General features: G+C 68.7%; 16 protein-coding genes. 13 read left to right on the forward strand and 3 right to left on the reverse strand.

The features are described from left to right. Positions 1–17: 17 nt before the first annotated feature. The 10 genes from AC0KS4_RS25710 to eccA2 all read left to right on the forward strand — a co-directional run bounded on the left by AC0KS4_RS25710 (position 18) and on the right by eccA2 (position 11,130). Positions 18–323, forward strand: coding sequence for a PE domain-containing protein (locus AC0KS4_RS25710; protein ID WP_008262885.1), 306 nt, complete (start codon positions 18–20; stop codon positions 321–323). A gap of 31 nt (positions 324–354) precedes the next feature. After that, positions 355–1,527, forward strand: a complete 1,173-nt coding sequence (locus AC0KS4_RS25715) for a PPE family protein (RefSeq protein WP_225327810.1) — start codon at positions 355–357, stop codon at positions 1,525–1,527. A gap of 102 nt (positions 1,528–1,629) precedes the next feature. After that, positions 1,630–1,944, forward strand: a complete 315-nt coding sequence (locus tag AC0KS4_RS25720) for a WXG100 family type VII secretion target (protein WP_008262887.1) — start codon at positions 1,630–1,632, stop codon at positions 1,942–1,944. Positions 1,945–1,995: 51 nt separating this feature from the next. Beyond that, entirely contained in the window at positions 1,996–2,283 is a 288-nt protein-coding gene (locus AC0KS4_RS25725; protein WP_008262888.1) for a WXG100 family type VII secretion target, read from the forward strand. Between the two features lie 114 nt (positions 2,284–2,397). Further along, positions 2,398–3,228 carry an ESX secretion-associated protein EspG gene (locus AC0KS4_RS25730; RefSeq protein WP_225327811.1) on the forward strand — a complete coding sequence of 277 codons (831 nt, stop codon included), beginning with the start codon at positions 2,398–2,400 and terminating at the stop codon, positions 3,226–3,228. A 122-nt stretch (positions 3,229–3,350) separates the two neighbouring features. Beyond that, positions 3,351–4,376: a MinD/ParA family ATP-binding protein gene (locus AC0KS4_RS25735; protein ID WP_008262890.1), complete on the forward strand. Its 1,026-nt coding sequence runs from the start codon at positions 3,351–3,353 to the stop codon at positions 4,374–4,376. After that, positions 4,373–5,902, forward strand: a complete 1,530-nt coding sequence (gene eccD, locus AC0KS4_RS25740) for a type VII secretion integral membrane protein EccD (protein ID WP_238955486.1) — start codon at positions 4,373–4,375, stop codon at positions 5,900–5,902. Before AC0KS4_RS25735 ends, eccD begins: the two co-directional genes overlap by 4 nt. Then, a complete protein-coding gene (mycP2, locus tag AC0KS4_RS25745) occupies positions 5,887–7,548 on the forward strand; it encodes a type VII secretion system ESX-2 serine protease mycosin MycP2 (protein ID WP_238955489.1) in 1,662 nt (553 codons plus the stop codon). The genes eccD and mycP2 overlap by 16 nt, the downstream gene beginning before the upstream one ends. Next, a complete protein-coding gene (eccE, locus tag AC0KS4_RS25750) occupies positions 7,545–9,167 on the forward strand; it encodes a type VII secretion protein EccE (protein ID WP_238955491.1) in 1,623 nt (540 codons plus the stop codon). Before mycP2 ends, eccE begins: the two co-directional genes overlap by 4 nt. A gap of 112 nt (positions 9,168–9,279) precedes the next feature. Then, complete coding sequence (gene eccA2 / locus AC0KS4_RS25755; RefSeq protein ID WP_225330574.1) at positions 9,280–11,130, forward strand: type VII secretion system ESX-2 AAA family ATPase EccA2; 1,851 nt, start codon at positions 9,280–9,282, stop codon at positions 11,128–11,130. A gap of 8 nt (positions 11,131–11,138) precedes the next feature. On the opposite strand, the gene AC0KS4_RS25760 is transcribed toward eccA2, so the two are convergent. Both AC0KS4_RS25760 and AC0KS4_RS25765 read right to left on the reverse strand, forming a co-directional pair. Continuing rightward, positions 11,139–11,579 carry a nitroreductase family deazaflavin-dependent oxidoreductase gene (locus tag AC0KS4_RS25760; RefSeq protein ID WP_225330571.1) on the reverse strand — a complete coding sequence of 147 codons (441 nt, stop codon included), beginning with the start codon at positions 11,577–11,579 and terminating at the stop codon, positions 11,139–11,141. 1 nt (position 11,580) lies between these two features. Next, positions 11,581–12,432 carry an NAD(P)H-binding protein gene (locus AC0KS4_RS25765; RefSeq protein ID WP_225330570.1) on the reverse strand — a complete coding sequence of 284 codons (852 nt, stop codon included), beginning with the start codon at positions 12,430–12,432 and terminating at the stop codon, positions 11,581–11,583. 108 nt (positions 12,433–12,540) lie between these two features. Here AC0KS4_RS25765 and sigI point away from each other — a divergent pair, with 108 nt between their 5' ends. Next, entirely contained in the window at positions 12,541–13,419 is an 879-nt protein-coding gene (sigI, locus tag AC0KS4_RS25770; RefSeq protein WP_225330569.1) for an RNA polymerase sigma factor SigI, read from the forward strand. Here the strand turns inward: sigI and AC0KS4_RS25775 are convergent. Next, entirely contained in the window at positions 13,416–14,591 is a 1,176-nt protein-coding gene (locus AC0KS4_RS25775; RefSeq protein ID WP_225341150.1) for a MinD/ParA family ATP-binding protein, read from the reverse strand. The genes sigI and AC0KS4_RS25775 overlap by 4 nt on opposite strands. Before the next feature lie 624 nt (positions 14,592–15,215). On the opposite strand from AC0KS4_RS25775, the gene gltB reads away from it, so the two are divergent. Together gltB and AC0KS4_RS25785 are read left to right on the forward strand one after the other, a co-directional pair. Next, positions 15,216–19,799, forward strand: a complete 4,584-nt coding sequence (gltB, locus tag AC0KS4_RS25780) for a glutamate synthase large subunit (protein ID WP_225329654.1) — start codon at positions 15,216–15,218, stop codon at positions 19,797–19,799. Beyond that, positions 19,792–21,267, forward strand: a complete 1,476-nt coding sequence (locus AC0KS4_RS25785) for a glutamate synthase subunit beta (RefSeq protein WP_238955495.1) — start codon at positions 19,792–19,794, stop codon at positions 21,265–21,267. Before gltB ends, AC0KS4_RS25785 begins: the two co-directional genes overlap by 8 nt. Positions 21,268–21,282 lie beyond the last annotated feature (15 nt).

Genomic DNA, 21,282 nt, shown 5'->3' on the forward strand with positions numbered 1-21,282 from the left:
AGCGTTCGGAGGGAATCATGGTCGTTTCGGTGCAGTCAGAGGCGGTTCTGGCGTCGGCAGCCGCGGAGTCGGCGATCAGCGCGGAGACCGAGGCGGCGGCCTCGGCGGCGTCGCCGGTCCTGCTGGGAGTGCTGCCGATGGGCGGCGACCCCGACTCGGCGATGTTCGCGGCGGCGTTGAACGCGTGCGGCGCGAGCTACCTGGGCGTGGTGTCCGAGCACGCCGCCCAGCGCGGCTTGTTCTCCGGCACGCAGACCCTCGCCTCGGGCACCTACGTGGTCACCGAGCTCATGCGCAGCCTGACGCTGGCTATTGGCGCTTAGTCGCTAGCGACGTTCAAAGGGGGAAGTGCGCATGGCCGATCCTGGGTGGGCTGCGCGTACGCCTGAGGAAAACGACCTGCTGCTCAAGGCGGGTGCGGGCGTCGTCACTCATTTGGCGAATCAGGCCGCCTGGACCGCGCTGGCGGCGACCCATCACGGCTCCAGCATTGCCTCGACGATCAACACCGTCGCGACTTCGGCGAGCTGGACGGGCGCCGGTTCGTTGGCCTCGGCGGCCAACGCCACCGCGCTGAACGCGTCGCTGCACGGGCTTGCCGGCTGGGTCGATGTCAAGCCGGCGGTGGTTTCGACCGCGGTCTCGGCGTATCAGATGGCGTACGGTTCGATGCGTCCCGCGCCCGAGTGCATCGAAAACCGCACCGAGACCGCGACCGACTACGGCATCAACCCGCTGGTACTGGGCGCGTTGACCCCACGGATCACGTCGCTCGAGCTCGAGTACTTCGGGTCAATGTGGCCGAACAACTCCGCGGTCGGGGCCAGCTACGGATCGATCCTCACGGCCCTGTCCTCGAGCCTGACCATTCCGCCGCCGATCGCCACCATGGGCGCCTCGCCGGCGGCGCCGGCGCAGGCCGCGGCGGCGGTGGGGGAGTCCGCCGCGCAAATGGGCGCCGGCGACGGCATGCGCGCCGCCATGCAGGGCGCCCAGACGGGGACGCAGGGCGCGGGGCAGGCGACTTCGGGCGCCCAGGACTTCATGGGTCAGGCCGGCACGTTCATGCAGCCCGTGCAGCAGATGATGGGCGCGGCCCCCCAGATGATGCAGGCTCCCATGCAGGCGATGCAGGCGCCGATGCAGATGATGCAGCCGCTGATGGGCATGTTCGCCAATCCCGGCGCCATGGGCATGGGCGGGGCGACGCCCGCCGTCTCGGCGGTGTCGGCCACCGGGCTTTCGGCAGCGGAAGCCGGCGGGGGCGCGTCCCTGGGCAGCGCGGGCGTCCCCGCGAGCAGTTTCACCCGTCCGGTCAGCGCCTTCGAGCCCGCCACCAGTGGCCGGCCGGTGGGGCTGCGGCCGGCCGGGGCATTAGGCGCCGAGGCCATGCGACCGCAGACCACGACGATGGGTGGTGCCCCGATGGGCGGTATGCCCGTGGGGCACGGGGCGGGAGGCGACCGCGGATCCCGTGACAAAGCCGAACAGCCCGCGACCGTGCGGGTTGTCGACGCGAGAGTCTGAAGCACACCCCCTGGTGAAAGGTGAATCGACAGGTCCAAACAGCCGCCATACACTTCGCTTCATGCCCTTACGGGGGGCGGCCAACCGCAGAAGGAGAATTCCGTGACAATCAAGGTGACCCCGCAAATGCTTCGCGATACTTCAAACGCGATTCAGGCGAACATGGAACATGCGATCGGGATCGGTCAGGGATACGTCGCAAATCAGGAAAATGTGATGAACCCGGCCACCTGGTCCGGTGACGCGGTCGCCGCGTCGCACGCGACCGCCATCGAGGTGCAAAACGACTTGAACAAAGTCTTGACCGGCGGCACGCGTCTGGCTGAGGGCCTCACGAAGGCGGCGGCACTGATGGAAGGCCACGAGGCGGATTCCTCACACGCCTTTACCGCGCTATTCGGCGGCCACGGCTCCTGACCCGTCCACTCATTCGTCAATTCATAAAGGTCTTTTGAAAGGAAATTCACCATGTCCGACCCGATCACTTACAACCCGGGCGCCGTAGCCGACTTCGCCACCGATGTCGCTTCCCGCGCCGGCCAGCTGCAGTCCATTTTCGACGACACCTCCAACCGGACGCACGCCCTGCAGGAATTCTTCGCCGGCCACGGCGCGTCGGGCTTCTTCGAGGCGCAGGCGCAGATGCTGTCGGGGCTGCAGGGCCTCATCGACACCATCCGTCAGCACGGCCAGACGACCTCGCACGTGCTCGACAGCGCGCTCAGCACCGACCAGCACATCGCCGGCCTGTTCTGAGCCCGCTCAACCACCGGGACAAGCGAAGGTGGGGCAGATGCGCCGAGCGTATGTGCCCCACCTCCGGTGTCTTCTTCGCCGATCGAGGGAGTCGCTGATTAACGGCGGGGCGACATGCTGACGACGACGGTCGATGGCCTGTGGGTGCTGCAGGCGATCACCGGGGTGGAGCAAACCTGCCCTGAGCTGGGGCTGCGGCCGATGCTGCCGCGGCTCGACACCCCCGAGCGCGCGCTGGGCCACCCCGCGGCCGCGGACTTGATAGCCGCCGGCGCACTGGATGAGGCCGGCAACGTCGACCCGATGATCCGCGAATGGCTCACCGTCCTGCTGCGGCGCGACCTGGGGCTGGTCGTCATGATGGGCGTGCCGGGTCGCGAGCCCACGCGCGCGTCGATCAACCGCTTCGCGACCTGGTGGGTGGTCTTGGAGCGGCACGGCGACATGGTGCGTCTGTACCCCGCCGGCACGGCCGGCAACGAATCCTCGGCCAGCGAGCTCGTGGTCGGTCAGATCGAGCGGCTGTGCGGCGTGGCCGAGGCCGCGCCGCTGCGGCCGATCACCCTGGACACCGAGCAACTGCTGAACTCGGTGCGCGACACCGCCAGCCTGCGGGCGTTCCTGCTCGAACAGCGCCTGGACGCCGACCAGCTGCAGGTGGTTCTCACGGCCGCCGACCCCGCCCGGTCCGCGCACGCGAACATCGTCGCGCTGCAGGCCGGTGTCGGGCCGGACGAATTGGCGCGCGTCGCCGTCGGCGATTCGACGGTCTCCATCGTGGACACCCCCGGGGGCCGGGTCTGCATCGAAAGCGTCACCTCGGGGCAGCGCCGCTATCAGATTCTCTCGCCGGGTTCGCGCAGCGACATCGGCGGAGCGGTGCAACGGCTCATCCGCCGGCTGCCCGCGGGCGACGAGTGGCACTCGTATCGGCGGGTGGTGTAGACGGTGTTATCGGATGCCGAAGTAACTTAGTTAACCAAAGCCTTGTAATAACAACGCCTGTCGCACTTGATGGGTTTCTGAACGGGTAAACGCGGTATCGCGAACCGTGTTAGCATCTCGTCGTGACGAGCCCTTGGAATGACCCGAATATGTCGGACGAAGGAGCGCTCAGACGGGGGGATCCGTCAGGGGGCAGCAACTTCCCGGATTCGGTATCCGACACGATGCGAATTACCGATCTGGCCGCGCCACGAAAGATTCCACCGGGGTCGGGCTGGCGTAAATTCATTTACGCCATCTCATTTCGACAAATAAATCTCGGTGAATCTCCCCGAGAACGACACTATCGTGATTTACAAAACCGCATACGCCGGCATATCCGGCGGCAGTATGTGATCACCGTGGTGTCCGGCAAGGGCGGCGTCGGGGTCACGACGCTCACCGCCTGCCTCGGTGGCGTCTTCCGGGAATGCCGCCCGCAGAACGTGATTGCGATCGACGCCGTTCCCGGTTTCGGCACGCTGGCCGACCGCATCGACGATTCCCCGCCCGGCGACTACACCGCCATCATCAACGACACCGATGTCCAGGGCTACGCCGATATCCGAGAACATCTGGGGCAGAACGCAATCGGTCTCGATGTGCTGGCCGGTAACCGGACCTCGGACCAACCCAGGCCGTTGGTGCCGGCGATGTTCTCCGGGGTGCTGTCGCGATTGCGGCGCACCCACACGGTGATGATCGTCGACACCTCCCCCGATCTCGAACACGAAGTGATGAAGCCGGTATTGGAGAACACCGATACCCTCGTGTTCGTTTCGGGGATCACCGCCGACCGCTCGCGTCCGGTGCTGCGGGCGGTGGATTACCTGCGGTCGCAGGGCTACCACGAGTTGGTCTCGCGCAGCACCGTGATCGTGAACCACACCGACCAGATCACCGACAAGGACGCGCTGGCTTACCTGACCGAGCGGTTCACCAAGGTCGGGGCGACCGTCGAAGCGCTGCCGTTCGATCCGCACCTCGCCAAAGGCGGCATCATCGATACGGTTCACGAGCTGAAGAAAAAGACGCGATTGCGCCTCTTCGAAATCACCGCGGGGCTGGCCGACAAATACATTCCGGATGCCGAGCGGGCGGTACCGTGACCTCGCCGCATAAGGTCGCTTTTCCAGCGCGTTGTGCGGTCAACATTTCTTACGAGAAGCATCTGTGCTCCCAGGTTTTCCCCGCCGGAATTCCGATGGAGGGATTCTTCGAGGGAATGGTCGAGCTGTTCGACGCGGACCTGAAGCGCAAAGGTTTTGACGGCATTTCATTGCCGGCGGGCAGCTACGAACTTCACAAGATCAATGGGGTCCGCCTCGATATCAATAAGAGCCTCGACGAGCTGGGCGTCCAGGACGGCGACACCCTGGTGCTGGTGCCCAGGGTCGACGGGGAGTCGTTCGAACCGCAGTACGAGTCGCTGTCGACCGGGCTGGCCGCCATGGGCAAGTGGCTGGGCCGCGACGGCGGCGATCGGATGTTCGCGCCGGTGACGCCGCTGACGGCCGCGCACACGGCCGTCGCGGTCATCGCGATGGCCGTCTCGGTGGTGGTGGCCCTGACGCTGCGGGCACGGACATTCACCGACGGCCCGATCCCGGCGGCGGTGGCGGGCGGGGTCGGCGTCCTGTTGGTCATCGCGACCCTGGTGGTGCGGAACGGCTGGCGGGAGCGGCGCGATCTGTTCAGCGGGTTCGCCTGGCTTGCGGTGGTCTCGCTGGCCACCGCCGGCGCCTGCGCGCCGCCGGGTGTACTCGGGGCGGCGCACGGGCTGATCGGCGCCGTGGTGGTGATCCTGGGTGCCGTCGCCATCGGGGTGACGGCGCGCAACCGGTGGCAGACCGCGGTGGTCACCGCCGTGGTGACGGTCTGCGGCGTCCTGGCCGTCGTCGCCGCCGTCCGGATGTTCCGGCCGGCCACGGCGCAGGTGTTGGCCGTGTGTGTGTTGGTCGGACTGCTGGTCCTGGTCCGGATGACCCCGTTGATCGCGTTGTGGGTGGCCCGGGTCAGGCCGCCGCATTTCGGATCGATCACCGGACGGGACCTGTTCGCCCGGCGCGAGGGGATGCCGGTCGACACCGTGTCCCCGGTCAGCGAGGACGAATCCGAGGAACAAGACAACGAACTCACCGACATCACGGCGCGCGGCGCCGCGATCGCCGCCTCGGCGCGCTTGGTCAACGCGGTCCAGGTGGGCCTGTGCGTCGGGGTTTCGATCGTGCTGCCCGCGGCGGTGTGGGGCGTGTTGACGCCGGGACGCCCGTGGGCGTGGCTGGCGCTGGTGGTCGCCGGCCTGGTGGTGGGGATCTTCATCACCCAGGGCCGAGGATTCGCCGCCAAATACCAGGCCGTCGCGCTGGTGTGCGGGGCGTCGGCGGCGGTGTGCGCCGGAGTGGTCAAATACGCCGTCGCCGGGTCCCACGACGCGCTGGCGGGACTGCTGTGGCCGGTGGTGGCGGTGGCGACGTTCGCCGCATTGGGTTTGGCCGCAGCGCTTTTGGTGCCGGCCATGCGGTTCAGGCCGTTCATCCGGCTGACCGTGGAGTGGGTGGAAGTGCTCGCATTCATCGTTCTGCTGCCGGCGGCGGCGGCCCTGGGAGGGCTCTTCACGTGGATTCGCCACTGAGAACCGCGGCGGCGCTGACCGTCACCCTGACCCTGGTCGCGTTGTCCGCCAATATCCCTGCCGCACAAGCGATCACACCGCCATCGGTGGATCCGGGGATGGTGCCACCGGACGGGCCGCCGCGGCCCGATCAGCCGATGCGCCGCGCCAACAGCTGCTCGTCGCCGATTATCGTGCGAAACCCCGACGTGGCGCAGCTGGCTCCGGGGTTCAACCTGCTCAACATCACCAAGGCCTGGCAATACAGCACCGGCAACGGCGTGCCCGTCGCGGTCATCGACACCGGGGTGACACCGAACCCGCGGCTACCGGTGGTGCCCGGTGGTGACTACATCATGGGTGAGGACGGCCTGACGGACTGCGACGCGCACGGCACCATCGTCAGCTCGATCATCGGCGCTGCGCCCCAAGGGATTTTGCCGATGCCGCGGCCGATGCCGGCCACTCCGGCGTTCCCGCCGCCGGCCGGGCCGCCGCCGGTCGCCGGGGCGCCCCCGCCGCCGGTCGAGGTGCCGCCCCCGATGGCGCCCCCGCCCCCGCCGCCTCCGGTGACGATCACCCAGGTCCTTCCCCCGCCGCCACCGCCGCCCCCGCCACCGGAGGGCGGCGGCGCCACCGCCGCATCGAACGGGCCGCCCGATCCGCAGACCGAGGAAGAACCCGCGGTGCCGCCGCTTCCCCCGGGGGCGCCCGACGGGGTGGTGGGGGTGGCCCCGCACGCGACGATCATCTCGATCCGGCAATCGTCGCGGGCGTTCGAACCGGTCAACCCGCCGCCGGGCGATCCCAACTCCGACGAGAAGGTCAAGGCCGGCACGCTGAATTCGGTTGCGCGCGCGGTGGTTCACGCCGCGAACATGGGCGCGAAGGTGATCAACATCTCGGTCACCGCCTGCCTGCCCGCGGCGGCCCCGGCCGACCAGCGGGCCCTGGGCGCGGCGCTGTGGTACGCGGCCACCGTGAAGGACGCCGTGATTGTGGCGGCCGCCGGCAACGACGGGGAGGCCGGGTGCAACAACAACCCGATGTACGACCCGCTGGACCCGTCGGATCCGCGGGACTGGCATCAGGTCAAGGTCGTCTCGGCGCCGTCGTGGTTTTCCGATTACGTCCTGTCGGTGGGCGCCGTCGATGCCAGTGGCGCCGCGCTGGACAAGAGCATGTCGGGACCGTGGGTCGGCGTTGCCGCACCGGGGACCCACATCATGGGTCTCTCGCCCCAGTTCGGCGGTATCCCGGTCAACGCCTACCCGCCGTCGAGGCCGGGCGAGAAGAACATGCCGTTCTGGGGAACCAGTTTCTCGGCGGCCTACGTCAGCGGTGTCGCGGCGTTGGTGCGGGCGAAGTACCCGGATCTCAGTGCGCACCAGGTGATCAATCGGATCGTGCAGTCGGCCCACAATCCGCCCGCGGGGGTCGACAACAAGGTCGGCTACGGGCTGGTGGACCCGGTCGCGGCGCTGACGTTCAACATCCCGCCGGGTGAGCGGTTGGCGCCGGGCGCACGGAGTCGGGTCATCACCCCGGCGGCGCCGCCCCCGCCGCCCGACCATCGGGCGCGCAACGTCGCGATCGGATTCCTGGGGGTGGTGGCCGCCGGTGTGCTCGTCCTCGCGATCGCCGCGCGCTTGCGGAGGGCCCGATGAGGCCCAACCTCACCGGGTTCAGCCGCGGCAGCAATCGCCGGGTGGTCGGGGTGTGGGTGGTGTTCCTGCTGGCGCTCGCGAGTTGGCTGCTGGCCGGCTACATCGGCGCCGCGGTCGCCGTGATTGTGGGCGTCGCGCTGGTGTTCGTGCGCTGGTGGGGCCAGCCGGCGTGGTCGTGGGCCGTGCTGTGGCGGCGCGGTCGGCGCCCGATCGACTGGTCGGCCCCAATCACCGTGGCCAACAACCGATCCGGTGGCGGCGTGCGGGTGCAGGACGGTGTCGCCGTGGTCGCGGTGCAGCTGCTGGGCAGAGCGCATCAGGCCACCATGGTGACCGGATCGGTGACCGTCGAGACCGACAACGTGCTCGATGTCGTCGAATTGGTGCCGATGCTGGACCAAGCCCTCGGCCTGCAACTCGACTCGATCAGCGTCGTCAGCATCGGGTCCCGGCACGGAACCGTCGGCGACTATCCGCGGGTGTATGACTCGGAGATCGGCACCCCGCCCTACGCGGGCCGGCGCGAAACGTGGCTGATCATGCGGCTGGCGGTGTTCGATAACGCCCACGCGTTGGTGTGGCGCACGACCGTTGGCGTAGCGGCGATTTCGGTCGCCCAGCGCATCGCGGGTCTGCTGCGCTGCGAAGGCCTGCGGGCCAAGGTGGCCAACGCCACCGATTTGGTCGAACTCGATCGCCGGCTCGGCTGGGACGCGGTGTCGGGACCGGCGCAGCGGTGGAAAGCCATCCGCGGGGAAGCGGGCTGGCTGACCACCTATGCGTATCCGCCCGGGGCGATCACGTCGCGCAACCTGTCCCAGGCGTGGACGCTGCGCGCCGACGAGGTCATCCAGAACGTGACGGTGTATCCGGATTCGCAGTGCACCGCGACCATCACCGTGCGCACCCCCACGCCCGCGCCCACCCCGCCCAGCGTGATCCTGCGCCGCCTCAACGGCGAGCAGGCCGCGGCGGCGTCGGCCAACATGTGCGGCCCCCGACCACACCTGCGCGGAATCCGGCGCAGCCCGCTGCCCGCGGAGCTGGTCACCGAGATCGGGCCCTCGGGCGTGCTGATCGGGAAACTCAGCAACGGCGATCGGCTGCTGGTGCCGGTCACCGACGCCGGTGAACTGTCGCGGGTGTTCGTCGCCGCCGACGACCCGATCGCCAAGCGGATCGTGATCCGCACCGCGGGCGCCGGGGAACGCGTCTGCGTGCACACCCGTGACATGTCGCGCTGGCTCAGCGTTCGGATGCCGGAGATCAGCGTCGTCAACGGCTCGCGCCCGGCACCGCGCACCACCGTCAGCGTGGTGGAATACGCCGCGCGACGGGGCAGGGACGGCAACGGGGCGCCCGACGGCGGGGCCGCGGATATTCGGGACGCCGCGATCTCGCCCACCCCGCGGCCGGCGACCGTGATCACCATCGCGCCCGCGGGCGTCAGGCTCTCCGAGGGACAGCGCCACGGCTTCGAGGTGATCATCGAGCAAGTCGGCCCCACGGTGGTGAATGTCACTGCTGCGGGGAAGAATTGGCTTGCCGAGATGGACATGTTCCGTGCCGAGCACCGCTATGTCAGCCTGGATCCGGTCACCATGTCGGTCGGCACGTAGCAGTTCGGTAAGACGAGTTTGAGGCACAGTTTGATGAGCGCGTTGGGCGGCGGTTCGCTCCGACCGGGGGCGGCTGACCGCAACCCCGATGACCACGGCGGCGGCGCTCGTGATGGGGGATGTGATGGGTGATTTACAAACGGCCCGAAGGCATTTCGACCGGGCGATGGGGATCATGGGCCGGCAGGGCCGGGCGGCGGCCTTACCGGAGTTCGTGGCCGCCACCGACGCCGACGCGTCGATGGCCGACGCGTGGCTGGGCCGCATCGCGTGCGGCGACAGCGACCTGGCCTCGTTGCGGCGTCTCTACGCCACCAGCGAATGGCTGCACCGCGAGACCACTCGCATCGGGCAGACGCTGGCCGCGGAGATCCAGCTGGGCCCCTACATCGGCATCACCGTCACCGACGCATCGCAGGTGGGGCTGGCGCTCTCGTCCGCATTGACGATCGCCGGCGAGTACGCCGAGGCCGACAAACTGCTGGCCAACCGCGACCTGCTGGACTCCTGGACCAACTACCAGTGGCACCAGCTGGCCCGCACCTTCCTGATGTACCGGACGCAACGCTGGCCGGACGTGCTGCTGGCGGCCGCCGAGGAGCTGCCCGCGCAGGCGATCGTCATGTCGGCCGTGACGGCGTCGATCTGCGCGCTGGCCGCGCACGCCGCCGCCCACCTCGGGCAGGGCCGGGTCGCGCTGGACTGGCTGGACCGCGTCGACGTGATCGGGCACACCCAGTCGTCGTCGCGCTTCGACGCCGACGTGTTGACCGCATCGATCGGCCCGGCCGACATCCCGCTGCTCGTTGCCGATCTGGCGTACGTGCGCGGGATGGTGCACCGCCAGCTGCGCGAGGAGGACAAGGCCCAGATCTGGCTGTCCAAGGCCACCATCAACGGGGTCCTCACCGAGGCGGCCAAAGAAGCGCTGGCCGACCCGAACCTGCACCTGGTGGTCACCGACGAAGAGACCATCGAGAGTCGCACCGATCGTTGGGACGCGTCCTCGGCCAAGAGCCGCGACGAACTCGACGAGGACGCCACCGCCGGGCGGCGGGCCGAGCTGCTGGCCGAGGGACGCAAGCTGCTGGCGAAGCAAGTGGGGCTCGCCGCCGTCAAGCAGGCCGTCGCGGCGCTGGAAGACCAACTCGAAGTGCGGATGATGCGCCTCGAGCACGGCCTGCCGGTGGAGGGGCAGACCAACCACATGCTGCTGGTCGGGCCGCCGGGCACCGGTAAGACGACCACCGCCGAGGCGCTGGGCAAGATCTACGCCGGCATGGGGATCGTGCGCCACCCCGAGATCCGGGAGGTGCGCCGTTCGGACTTCTGCGGCCACTTCATCGGGGAGTCGGGACCCAAGACCAACGAGCTGATCGAAAAGTCGCTCGGCCGAATCATTTTCATGGACGAGTTCTACTCCCTGATCGAACGCCATCAGGACGGCACGCCCGACATGATCGGCATGGAGGCCGTCAACCAGCTCCTCGTCGCGCTGGAAGCGCACCGATTCGACTTCTGTTTCATCGGTGCGGGCTATGAAGACCAGGTGGACCAATTCCTCACCGTGAACCCGGGTTTGGCCGGCCGGTTCAACCGCAAGCTGCGCTTCGAGTCCTACTCACCTTCGGAGATCGTCGAGATCGCACACCGCTACGCGACGCCGCGCGCCAGCCTGCTCGACGACGGCGCACGCGAGAAGCTCCTGGACGCGGCCACGACCATCCGCAACTACACCACTCCCGGTGGGCGCCACGGCATCGATGCCATGCAGAACGGCCGGTTCGCCCGCAATGTCGTCGAACGTGCCGAAGGCTTCCGCGACACCCGGGTGGTCGCGCAGAAGCGGGCGGGCCAACCGGTGACGGTCGAGGACCTGCAGATCATCTCCGCCGCCGATATCGAGGCGGCGGTGCGCAGCGTGTGTTCGGACAACCGCGACATGGCCGCCATCGTCTGGTGACGCGAACCCTACGTCGACTCGAAGCGGAACACGGCGAGACGGCCGGCCAGGGCTTCGAATTCGTCGGCCGTCCCGTCGCGCACCATGCCCGAGCGTTTCGCGAACGCCACGCCGACCGGGACTTTGGCGGGGAACTCCCGCAGCACCGGCCGGGCCTCGTCGGCGGACAGTTCGACGATCCGGACCCGGCGTGAGCGGCGGCCGCGGCGCAGCGTGCCGGCGCCCGCCGCCCTGGCGTTCGCCGCCCAGTCGGCGCCGGGATAGCCGGCCACCACATAGAGCCCGCCGCGGAAGTCGAACGGCGTCATCGGCGTGCTGCGCGGTTGACCGGACTTACGTCCGGGCACGGTGAGCACCATGGCCGGCCCGGTCGGAATGCCCAGCCGTTGGACCGCCATCATGAACTTGTTCATGGGTTTGAGGTAACGCGGGGGACGCGGTTCGGTCATGTCAGGCCCCCTCGTTCTCGCCGGTGAAGACGTCGCGGTGCTCGGCGACCCAGTGGCTGAACGGAAGTGCCGGGCGGCCAAGGATCTTCTCGACGTCGTGGGTGACCAGCGCGGGCTTGTCGAGCGATTCGGCGAGCATGGCAATGTAGGCGTCGGCGAATCCGGCGCTGAATCCCAGACCCAGGAAGCGTTGCCGCACAGCGGCCGTGGGCACCTCCAGGTAATGCAGCGGCCGTCCCAGCACGGTGCCGATGACCTCCACCAGCTCCGAGTCGGTGAACGCCTGCGGGCCGGTCAGCGGGATCCGCTGTCCGACAAGCTCATCGGTGAGCAACGCCTGCGCCGCGACCGCCGCGATGTCCGTCTCGACGATCGGCGCCGTCGACGCCGCGGCGTATGGCCCCGCGACCACGTCGCCGGCGCGGAGCTGCGCGGACCACATGCCGGCGAAATTCGTCGCGAACACGGTGGGCCGCAGGCTCACCCAGGCCAGTCCGGAGCCGACGGCGAGCTGTTCGACCTCCCTGTTGCGGTCACCGCGAAATCGCGACGGCTGACGCGAGACGTCATCGTCGGCGTTGATCGCCGACAAGGCGACCAGCTTGGCGACGCCGGCGCGCGCGCATTCGGCCACCACTTCTTCGAGCCGCCCGCCGAGCGCGCGGGAGTTCAGGAAGACCGCTGACGCGCCCGAGAGCGCGTCGGTGGCCGAATCGAACACCTCGACGTCGGGGGGAAATCCGGCCGGTGCCGGCTGTCGGGTGACCGCGCGCACGCGCGCTCCCGCGGCACGCAGGTCCGCGACGAGCGGGCGCCCGACGTTACCGGTCGCGCCGGTGACGACGATTGCCATGGGATGGTTCCTTTCGTGGATTTGTACTGCTGCAAGGACGGGGCAAAAGGTGGGAAAGTTACACCGCAGAACGGGTAACTTTTTGCGGCGCCATATCGTCGAAGAGTCATGAACCAGTCGCAGTCAGCCGGCGACCAGGTCGCCGAGGCCTGGCGTCGTCACCGCCCGTATCTGGTCAACCTCGCCTACCAGATGCTGGGCGACATCGGCGACGCGGAAGACGTTGCGCAGGAGGCATTCCTGCGGCTCTCCCGCGCCGAGGTCAGCGGCATCGAGGACGTCCGGGGCTGGCTGACCGTGGTGGCGAGCCGGCTCTGCCTCGACCAGGTGCGCTCGGCCCGCGCCCGTTACGAACGTCCCGGCGACGTCGAGGAGCGCCCGGCGCCGCGCCGCTCCGACCCGGCCGACCGGATCACCCTCGACGACGAGATCCGCAGCGCGCTGCTGGAGGTCCTGCGCAGGCTCAGCCCCGGTGAGCGGGTCAGCTTCGTGCTGCACGACGTGTTCGGCATTCCCTTCGACTCGATTTCGGAGGCGGTGGGCCGTCCGGCCGGCACCTGCCGCCAGCTCGCGCGGCGGGCGCGGGCGAAATTCGTTGCGGCGCAACCGAATATGAACGATGTGGCCGCGGCCGAGCATCAGCTCGTCACGGAGAAATTCATTACCGCCTGCTCGAACGGCGACCTCGCCGGGCTGGCCGCCGTCCTCGATCCGACGGTCTGGGGCGTGGGCACGATTCTCGGCGACCCGCCGCCGCCACAACAGGTCAACCACGGGCCCGACGCGGTGGCCACCAACCTGCTGCGGTACCTGTGGCCGGGTGTGACGCTGGTCGGCGGCCCCGTCGGGGCGCCGGTGCTGCTGGCCTTCAGCGACCGCCGCCTGTTCGCCGTCATCGTGCTGACGATCCGCGGCACGCGCGTGGCCAAGATCGAGGCGATCGCCGACCCGTCGGCGCGGATGGGGGACGCCGCCGAGAAGTCCTAGCTCTGTGGGTCTTTCGGCCCTCGGTCACCAGAGCCGTGGGGGCGCGCCGCGAAGTACCCGGCGACCGTCGCCGTGATCTCGAGGAACTTGCGCCGCGTGGCCGGGGCCATTTCGCGGGCCACGTCGATGACCCCGCCGGGGCGCAGGTGCGGGTCGAACGGCACCTCGATGACCGGCCGCCCGTGATCGGTGAACTCGCGGGCCAGCAACGCGCGGGTGCGTTTGTCGGCATGGCCGTCGGAATCGTTGAGCACGACGATGCTGTGCGCCAGCAGCGTCGTCAGGCCCTGATCCGCCAGCCACTCCATGGTTCGCGCGGCGGCGGACGCGCCGTCGGCCCAGGGTGAGGACACCACGATCAGCGCGTCCAGATCCCGCAGCACCTCCTGGGTGAGGGGCGCGTCCATCGTCGAACCGCAGTCGATGACCGAGATCGTGAAATGGCGATCCAGTCGCAGCGCGGCTTCCCGGTAGATCGCGGGGTCGAGCACGCGGCGCGGGCCGGACGCCGGTTCGCCGGCGAGCACGTGCAGGCCGGCGGAATTGCGGCCCAGCCGCGCCACCACATCGTCGAAGGACCGCAGGTTTTTGTCGGCGGTGAGCTCCCAGAACGAGCGCGTCGATCCCGGATCGATGCGGCTGCTGAGTCGCCCGAAGGCGGTGTCGGCGTCGATCGCCACCACGTGGTCTTGCCGGCGGAGTTGGGCGAACAGCGAGCCGACGCTGGCCGCCACCGACGTCTTGCCCACGCCGCCCTTGCCCAGCACGCCGACCTTGTAGTGCCCGTACAGGAGGGTCTGGATCGCCGCCTTGAACTGAGCTTCCTGCCGTTGGGTGGGCGACGGGCCCAGGGCGATCAGGCCGAAGGTGGCGATCCGCACGGCCCGTCGCCAACCGCGGTCGGGGAGTTCCGGGGGCGGCGCCGGCGCGGGGGCCGGTGGCTGCGGCGCGGGTGGTGGCCGGAAGGACGGCGGGGCGGCGGGAGCCGATGGCGGGGGTGCGGGCGCCCTGCCCTGCGGCGGCGCGGAGGGCCGGGGCGCAGGGGGAGGCGGAGCCGGTGGCCGAGGGGCGGGATGGGGCCCGTGCGGAGGGGGACCAGGCGGGCGTGCCGCCGCGGTGGTTTCCCGCTCGGGCCGCAGACGGTCCCGCAGGAATTCGTCGCGCTCGTTCATGGGCTCCTCAGGTGCCGGACGGTCGATCGTCGCGCCGTGTTACGTGATAAGCGCCACGGTCCGGCGTGCGCCGCCGGAGGTGACCAACATCGGTCCAGTATCTCCTCACCCGGCCGGTGTGGAAACCTGCAAACTCGGATCGGCCCGCGGCCGGAGCGTTGCGCCCCCGCGAGCCCGGCGCTGAGCACGTTCATCCCCGCCCGCGGCGCCCCGGCCGCCGCGCCTGAAAGTGCCTCCAGCAAACTAATCACGGGCGGCGGCCCCGGGGCGGTGATATGCCGGGCGAGGCCCCGCGACGGCGGCAAATCACGGCCCCGAACGGCGGCGTCGGGCTATGGCCGATCCGCGGCGACCGCGAAATTTATGAGGGTGCCCGCCGACGGTTTAGACTTGACGAAGTTGGCATGTCAGGCGGGTATTGTCATATCGTTTTACGACTTGTCGAGACCGGTTCCAGGCCACCGTTCAGAGCTGCACGGACATCCCGAACAGGATCATCTCCGCCTGGGGCACAGCCTATCGAGACAAGACCGAAGGGGTTTTAGCCCGCAACGTCCGGGTGCGACCTCATCGGGGCCGCTGCTAACGGCCGCGCAGAACGTTCAGGTGAAGGGTCAGGTGCATATGACGCCCAAGCGCGTCGGGTTATACAACCCCGCGTTCGAGCACGACGCGTGCGGGGTAGCCATGGTCGTCGATATGCACGGCCGTCGCAGCCGCGACATCGTCGATAAGGCAATCACCGCGCTGCTCAACCTCGAACACCGGGGTGCCCAGGGCGCCGAGCCGCGCAGCGGCGACGGTGCCGGCATCATGCTCCAGGTCCCCGATGCCTTCCTGCGCGAAGTCGTGGACTTCGAGTTGCCGCCGGCGGGCAGCTACGCCACCGGCATCGCCTTCTTGCCGCAATCGTCCAAGGACGCCGCGACCGCATGTGCCGCGGTGGAGAAGATCGCCGAAGCCGAGGGCCTGACCGTGCTGGGCTGGCGCAACGTCCCCACCGACGACTCGTCGCTGGGTGCGCTCTCCCGCGACGCCATGCCCACCTTCCGGCAGGTGTTCATGGCGGGGGAATCCGGCATGACGCTGGAGCGCCGCGCCTACGTGGTCCGCAAGCGCGCCGAGCACGAGCTGGGCACCAAGGGCCCGGGCCAGGACGGCCCCGGCCGCGAAACCGTTTACTTCCCAAGCCTTTCGGGCCAGACCCTGGTGTACAAGGGCATGCTGACCACCCCGCAGCTCAAGGCGTTTTACCTTGACCTGCAAGACAATCGGCTTACCAGCGCGCTGGGAATCGTGCACTCCCGGTTCTCCACCAACACTTTTCCGTCGTGGCCGCTGGCGCATCCGTTCCGCCGCGTCGCCCACAACGGCGAGATCAACACCGTCACCGGCAACGAGAATTGGATGCGGGCCCGCGAGGCGTTGATCAAGACCGACGTCTTCGGCTCGGAAGCCGACGTCGAGAAGTTGTTCCCGATCTGCACCCCGGGCGCCTCCGACACCGCGCGCTTCGACGAGGCGCTCGAGCTGCTCCACCTGGGTGGGCGCAGCCTGGCGCACGCCGTGCTGATGATGATCCCCGAGGCGTGGGAGCGCAACGAGTCGATGGACCCCGCGCGCCGCGCGTTCTACCGCTACCACGCCTCCCTGATGGAGCCGTGGGACGGGCCGGCGTCGATCACCTTCACCGACGGCACCATCATCGGCGCGGTGCTCGACCGTAATGGCTTGCGCCCCTCGCGGATCTGGGTCACCGAAGACGGGTTGGTGGTGATGGCGTCCGAGGCCGGCGTGCTGGACCTGGACCCGGCCAAGGTGGTGCGCCGGATGCGGCTGCAGCCCGGCCGCATGTTCCTGGTGGACACCGCCCAGGGCCGCATCGTCTCCGACGAGGAGATCAAAGCGGAGCTGGCCGCCGAACACCCCTATCAGGAGTGGCTGGACAAGAATCTGGTCCCCCTCGACGACCTGCCGCAGGGCCACTACAAGCGGATGCCGCATGACCGACTGGTCAAGCGCCAGCAGACATTCGGCTACACCTATGAGGAACTCAGCCTGCTGGTGGCGCCGATGGTGCGCAGCGGCGCCGAACCGATCGGGTCGATGGGCACCGACACCCCGGTCGCGGTGCTCTCGCAGCGACCCCGGATCCTCTACGACTACTTCCAGCAGCTCTTCGCGCAGGTGACCAACCCGCCGCTGGACGCCATCCGTGAGGAGGTGGTGACCAGCCTGCAGGGCACCACCGGCGGCGAGCGCGACCTGCTGACGCCGACCGAGCTGTCGTGTCACCAGATCGCGCTGCCGCAGCCGATCCTGCGCAATCGAGAGCTGGCGAAGCTGATCAACCTCAACCCCGATGACGAGGTCAACGGCCGCCCGCATGGCATGCGTTCCAAGGTGATTCGCTGTCTGTACCCGGTGGCCGAAGGGGGCGCCGGGCTGGCCGCCGCCCTCGAGGACGTGCGGGCGCAGGCGTCGGCGGCGATCGCCGACGGCGCACGAGTGATCATCTTGTCCGACCGCGAATCCGACGAACAGATGGCGCCCATTCCGTCGCTGCTCGCGGTGGCGGGGGTGCACCACCACCTGGTGCGCGACCGGACCCGCACCCACGTCGGCCTGGTGGTGGAGACCGGTGACGCCCGCGAGGTGCACCACATGGCGGCGCTGGTCAGCTTCGGCGCCGCGGCGATCAACCCGTACCTGGCGTTCGAGTCGATCGAGGACATGCTCGACCGGGGTGTCATCGAGGGCATCGACCGCAAGACGGCGCTGAACAACTACATCAAGGCCGCCGGCAAGGGTGTGCTGAAAGTGATGTCCAAGATGGGCATTTCGACGCTGGCCTCCTACACCGGTGCGCAGTTGTTCCAGGCGGTCGGGATTTCCGAGGATGTGCTCAGCGAATACTTCACCGGCTTGAGCTGTCCCATCGGCGGGATCACGCTCGACGACATCGCCGCCGACGTCGCCGCCCGCCACGCGCTGGCCTACCTGGACCGTCCGGGCGAACGCGCCCACCGCGAGCTCGAGGTGGGCGGGGAATACCAGTGGCGCCGCGAGGGCGAGTACCACCTGTTCAACCCGGAGACCGTCTTCAAGCTGCAGCACGCGACGCGCACCGGCCAGTACAAGGTGTTCAAGGACTACACCCGCCTGGTCGACGACCAGAGCGAGCGCATGGCGTCCCTGCGCGGCCTGCTCAAGTTCCGCGCCGGTGTGCGGCAACCGATCCCGCTCGAAGAGGTCGAGCCCGCCAGCGAAATCGTCAAACGCTTCTCCACCGGGGCGATGAGCTACGGCTCGATCTCGGCGGAGGCGCACGAGACGCTGGCCATCGCCATGAACCGGTTGGGCGGACGGTCCAACAGCGGCGAGGGCGGCGAGGACGTCAAGCGCTTCGACCGCGACCCCGACGGGGCCTGGCGGCGCAGCGCGATCAAGCAGGTCGCCTCCGGCCGGTTCGGTGTCACCTCGCATTACCTGACCAACTGCACCGACATCCAGATCAAGATGGCGCAGGGTGCGAAACCCGGTGAGGGAGGCCAGCTTCCGGGGCACAAGGTGTACCCGTGGGTTGCCGAAGTCCGCCATTCCACCCCCGGTGTCGGCCTGATCTCGCCGCCGCCGCACCACGACATCTACTCCATCGAGGATCTAGCCCAGCTGATCCACGACCTGAAGAACGCCAACCCGGCGGCGCGCGTGCACGTCAAGCTGGTCTCCGAGAACGGCGTCGGCACGGTGGCCGCGGGTGTGTCCAAGGCCCACGCCGATGTGGTCCTGATCTCCGGGCACGACGGCGGCACCGGTGCGACCCCGATGACCTCGATGAAGCACGCCGGGGCGCCCTGGGAGCTGGGGCTGGCCGAGACGCAGCAGACGTTGCTGCTCAACGGGTTACGCGACCGGATCGTGGTCCAGGTCGACGGCCAGCTCAAGACGGGTCGCGACGTGATGATCGCGGCGCTGCTCGGCGCCGAGGAATTCGGCTTCGCCACCGCGCCGTTGGTGGTGTCCGGCTGCATCATGATGCGCGTCTGCCACCTCGACACCTGCCCCGTCGGCGTGGCCACCCAGAACCCGGTGCTGCGCGAACGTTTCACCGGCAAGCCCGAGTTCGTCGAGAACTTCTTCATGTTCATCGCCGAAGAAGTCCGCGAATACATGGCGCAGTTGGGATTCCGCACCCTCAACGAGGCCGTCGGCCAGGTCAAGGCGTTGGACACCACGCTGGCGCGCGCCCACTGGAAGGCGCACCGGCTCGACCTGGACCCGGTCCTGCACGAGCCGGAGTCGGCGTTCATGAACCAGGACCTGTACTGCACCTCGCGTCAGGACCACGGCCTGGACAAGGCGCTCGACCAGCAGTTGATCGTGATGAGCCGCGAGGCGCTGGATTCCGGCAAGCCGGTGCGCTTCTCCACCACGATCAGCAACGTCAACCGCACGGTGGGCACCATGCTCGGCCATGAGGTCACCAAAGCCTATGGCGGGCAAGGGTTGCCGGACGGGACCATCGACATCACCTTCGACGGTTCGGCGGGCAACAGCTTCGGCGCGTTCGTCCCGCGCGGCATCACCTTGCGCGTCTACGGCGACGCCAACGACTACGTCGGCAAGGGTCTGTCCGGTGGCCGGATCGTGGTCCGGCCGTCGGACGACGCGCCGCAGGACTACGTGGCCGAGGACAACATCATCGGCGGCAACGTCATCCTGTTCGGCGCCACCAGCGGCGAGGCGTACCTGCGCGGTGTCGTCGGCGAACGATTCGCGGTCCGCAACTCCGGGGCGCACGCCGTCGTCGAGGGCGTCGGGGACCACGGGTGTGAATACATGACCGGCGGCAAGGTCGTCGTCCTCGGACGCACCGGCCGCAACTTCGCGGCCGGCATGTCCGGCGGTGTGGCGTACATCTACGACCCGCACGGCGAATTGCCAGGAAATCTCAACGAAGAGATGGTCGAGCTCGAGAGCTTGGATGACGATGACAACGAGTGGTTGCAAGGCATGATCCAGGCACACGTGGATGCCACCGACTCCGCTGTGGGCCAGCGCATTCTGGGTGACTGGCCGCAACAGCGGCGGCATTTCGCCAAGGTGATGCCGCGCGACTACAAGCGGGTGCTGCAGGCCATCGCCGACGCGGAACGCGACGGCGCCGATGTCGACAAGGCGATCATGGCGGCCGCCCATGGCTGATCCGAGCGGCTTCCTGAAATACACGCACCGGGAATTGCCGAAGCGCCGGCCCGTCCCGCTGCGGTTGCGCGACTGGCGTGAGGTCTACGAGGAATTCGACAACGAGACCCTGCGCGAGCAGGCGACCCGTTGCATGGACTGCGGTATTCCGTTCTGTCACAACGGTTGCCCGCTGGGCAACCTGATTCCGGAGTGGAATGACCTGGTCCGCAGGGACCAGTGGCAGGCGGCGATCGAACGGCTACACGCCACCAACAACTTCCCGGACTTCACCGGTCGGTTGTGCCCGGCGCCCTGTGAGCCGGCCTGTGTGCTCGGCATCAACCAGGATCCGGTGACGATCAAGCAGATCGAGCTGGAGATCATCGACAAGGCCTTCGACGAGGGCTGGGTGCGGCCGTTGCCGCCGGAGAAGCTGACCGGGAAGAAGGTCGCCGTTGTCGGTTCCGGACCCGCGGGCCTGGCCGCCGCCCAGCAGCTGACCCGCGCGGGCCACAGCGTCACCGTCTTCGAGCGGGCCGACCGTATCGGCGGGCTGCTGCGCTACGGCATCCCGGAATTCAAGATGGAGAAGCGCGTCCTCGATCGCCGGCTGGACCAAATGCGGGCCGAGGGAACCGAATTCCGGGCGGGCGTCAACGTCGGGGTCGACATCACCGCCGAGCAGCTGCGCTCCGACTTCGACGCGGTGGTGCTGGCCGGCGGTGCGACCGCCTGGCGCGATCTGCCCGTTCCCGGACGGGAATTGGATGGCATCCACCAGGCGATGGAGTTCCTGCCCTGGGGCAACCGGCAGGCGTCGGGCGACCTCGGCGAGGGCGAGGTGGATGCCGACGGGCAACCGCCGCTGACCGCCAAAGGCAAGAAGGTCATCATCATCGGCGGCGGTGACACCGGCGCCGACTGCCTGGGCACCGTGCACCGGCAGGGCGCCACCGAGGTGCACCAGTTCGAGATCATGCCGCGCCCACCCGAGACGCGCGCCCCGTCCACCCCGTGGCCGACCTACCCGCTGATGTACCGGGTCTCCGCGGCGCACGAAGAGGGCGGCGAGCGGGTGTTCTCCGTCAACACCGAGGAGTTCGTCGGCCACGACGGTCGCGTGAAGGCGCTCAAGGCGCACGAGGTCACCATGGAGGACGGCAAGTTCGTCAAGGTGGAGGGTTCCGAGTTCGAACTCGAGGCCGATCTGGTGTTGCTGGCGATGGGATTCGTGGGGCCCGAGAAGGAGGGGCTGCTCACCGAACTCGGGGTCAAGCTCACCGAGCGCGGCAACGTCGCGCGCGGCGCCGACTTCGAGACGTCGGTTCCGGGCGTCTTCGTAGCCGGGGACATGGGTCGCGGCCAGTCATTGATCGTCTGGGCGATTGCTGAGGGCAGGGCGGCCGCGGCCGCGGCCGACCGCTTCATGATGGGTTCCACCGCGCTGCCGGCGCCCATCAAGCCCACCGCGGTACCGCTTCAGTAGTAACACCAGCCACAC

This window comes from Mycobacterium sp. NTMscope_MAC_12 (assembly GCF_976985675.1).

Coding starts and splice junctions, on each gene's coding strand:
- AC0KS4_RS25710 (WP_008262885.1), top strand. CDS start 18: ATGGTCGTTTCGGTGCAGTCAGAGGCGGTTCTGGCGTCGGCAGCCGCG.
- AC0KS4_RS25715 (WP_225327810.1), top strand. CDS start 355: ATGGCCGATCCTGGGTGGGCTGCGCGTACGCCTGAGGAAAACGACCTG.
- AC0KS4_RS25725 (WP_008262888.1), top strand. CDS start 1,996: ATGTCCGACCCGATCACTTACAACCCGGGCGCCGTAGCCGACTTCGCC.
- AC0KS4_RS25730 (WP_225327811.1), top strand. CDS start 2,398: ATGCTGACGACGACGGTCGATGGCCTGTGGGTGCTGCAGGCGATCACC.
- eccE (WP_238955491.1), top strand. CDS start 7,545: ATGAGGCCCAACCTCACCGGGTTCAGCCGCGGCAGCAATCGCCGGGTG.
- eccA2 (WP_225330574.1), top strand. CDS start 9,280: ATGGGGGATGTGATGGGTGATTTACAAACGGCCCGAAGGCATTTCGAC.
- AC0KS4_RS25760 (WP_225330571.1), bottom strand. CDS start 11,579: ATGACCGAACCGCGTCCCCCGCGTTACCTCAAACCCATGAACAAGTTC.
- AC0KS4_RS25765 (WP_225330570.1), bottom strand. CDS start 12,432: ATGGCAATCGTCGTCACCGGCGCGACCGGTAACGTCGGGCGCCCGCTC.
- sigI (WP_225330569.1), top strand. CDS start 12,541: ATGAACCAGTCGCAGTCAGCCGGCGACCAGGTCGCCGAGGCCTGGCGT.
- AC0KS4_RS25775 (WP_225341150.1), bottom strand. CDS start 14,591: ATGAACGAGCGCGACGAATTCCTGCGGGACCGTCTGCGGCCCGAGCGG.
- gltB (WP_225329654.1), top strand. CDS start 15,216: ATGACGCCCAAGCGCGTCGGGTTATACAACCCCGCGTTCGAGCACGAC.
- AC0KS4_RS25785 (WP_238955495.1), top strand. CDS start 19,792: ATGGCTGATCCGAGCGGCTTCCTGAAATACACGCACCGGGAATTGCCG.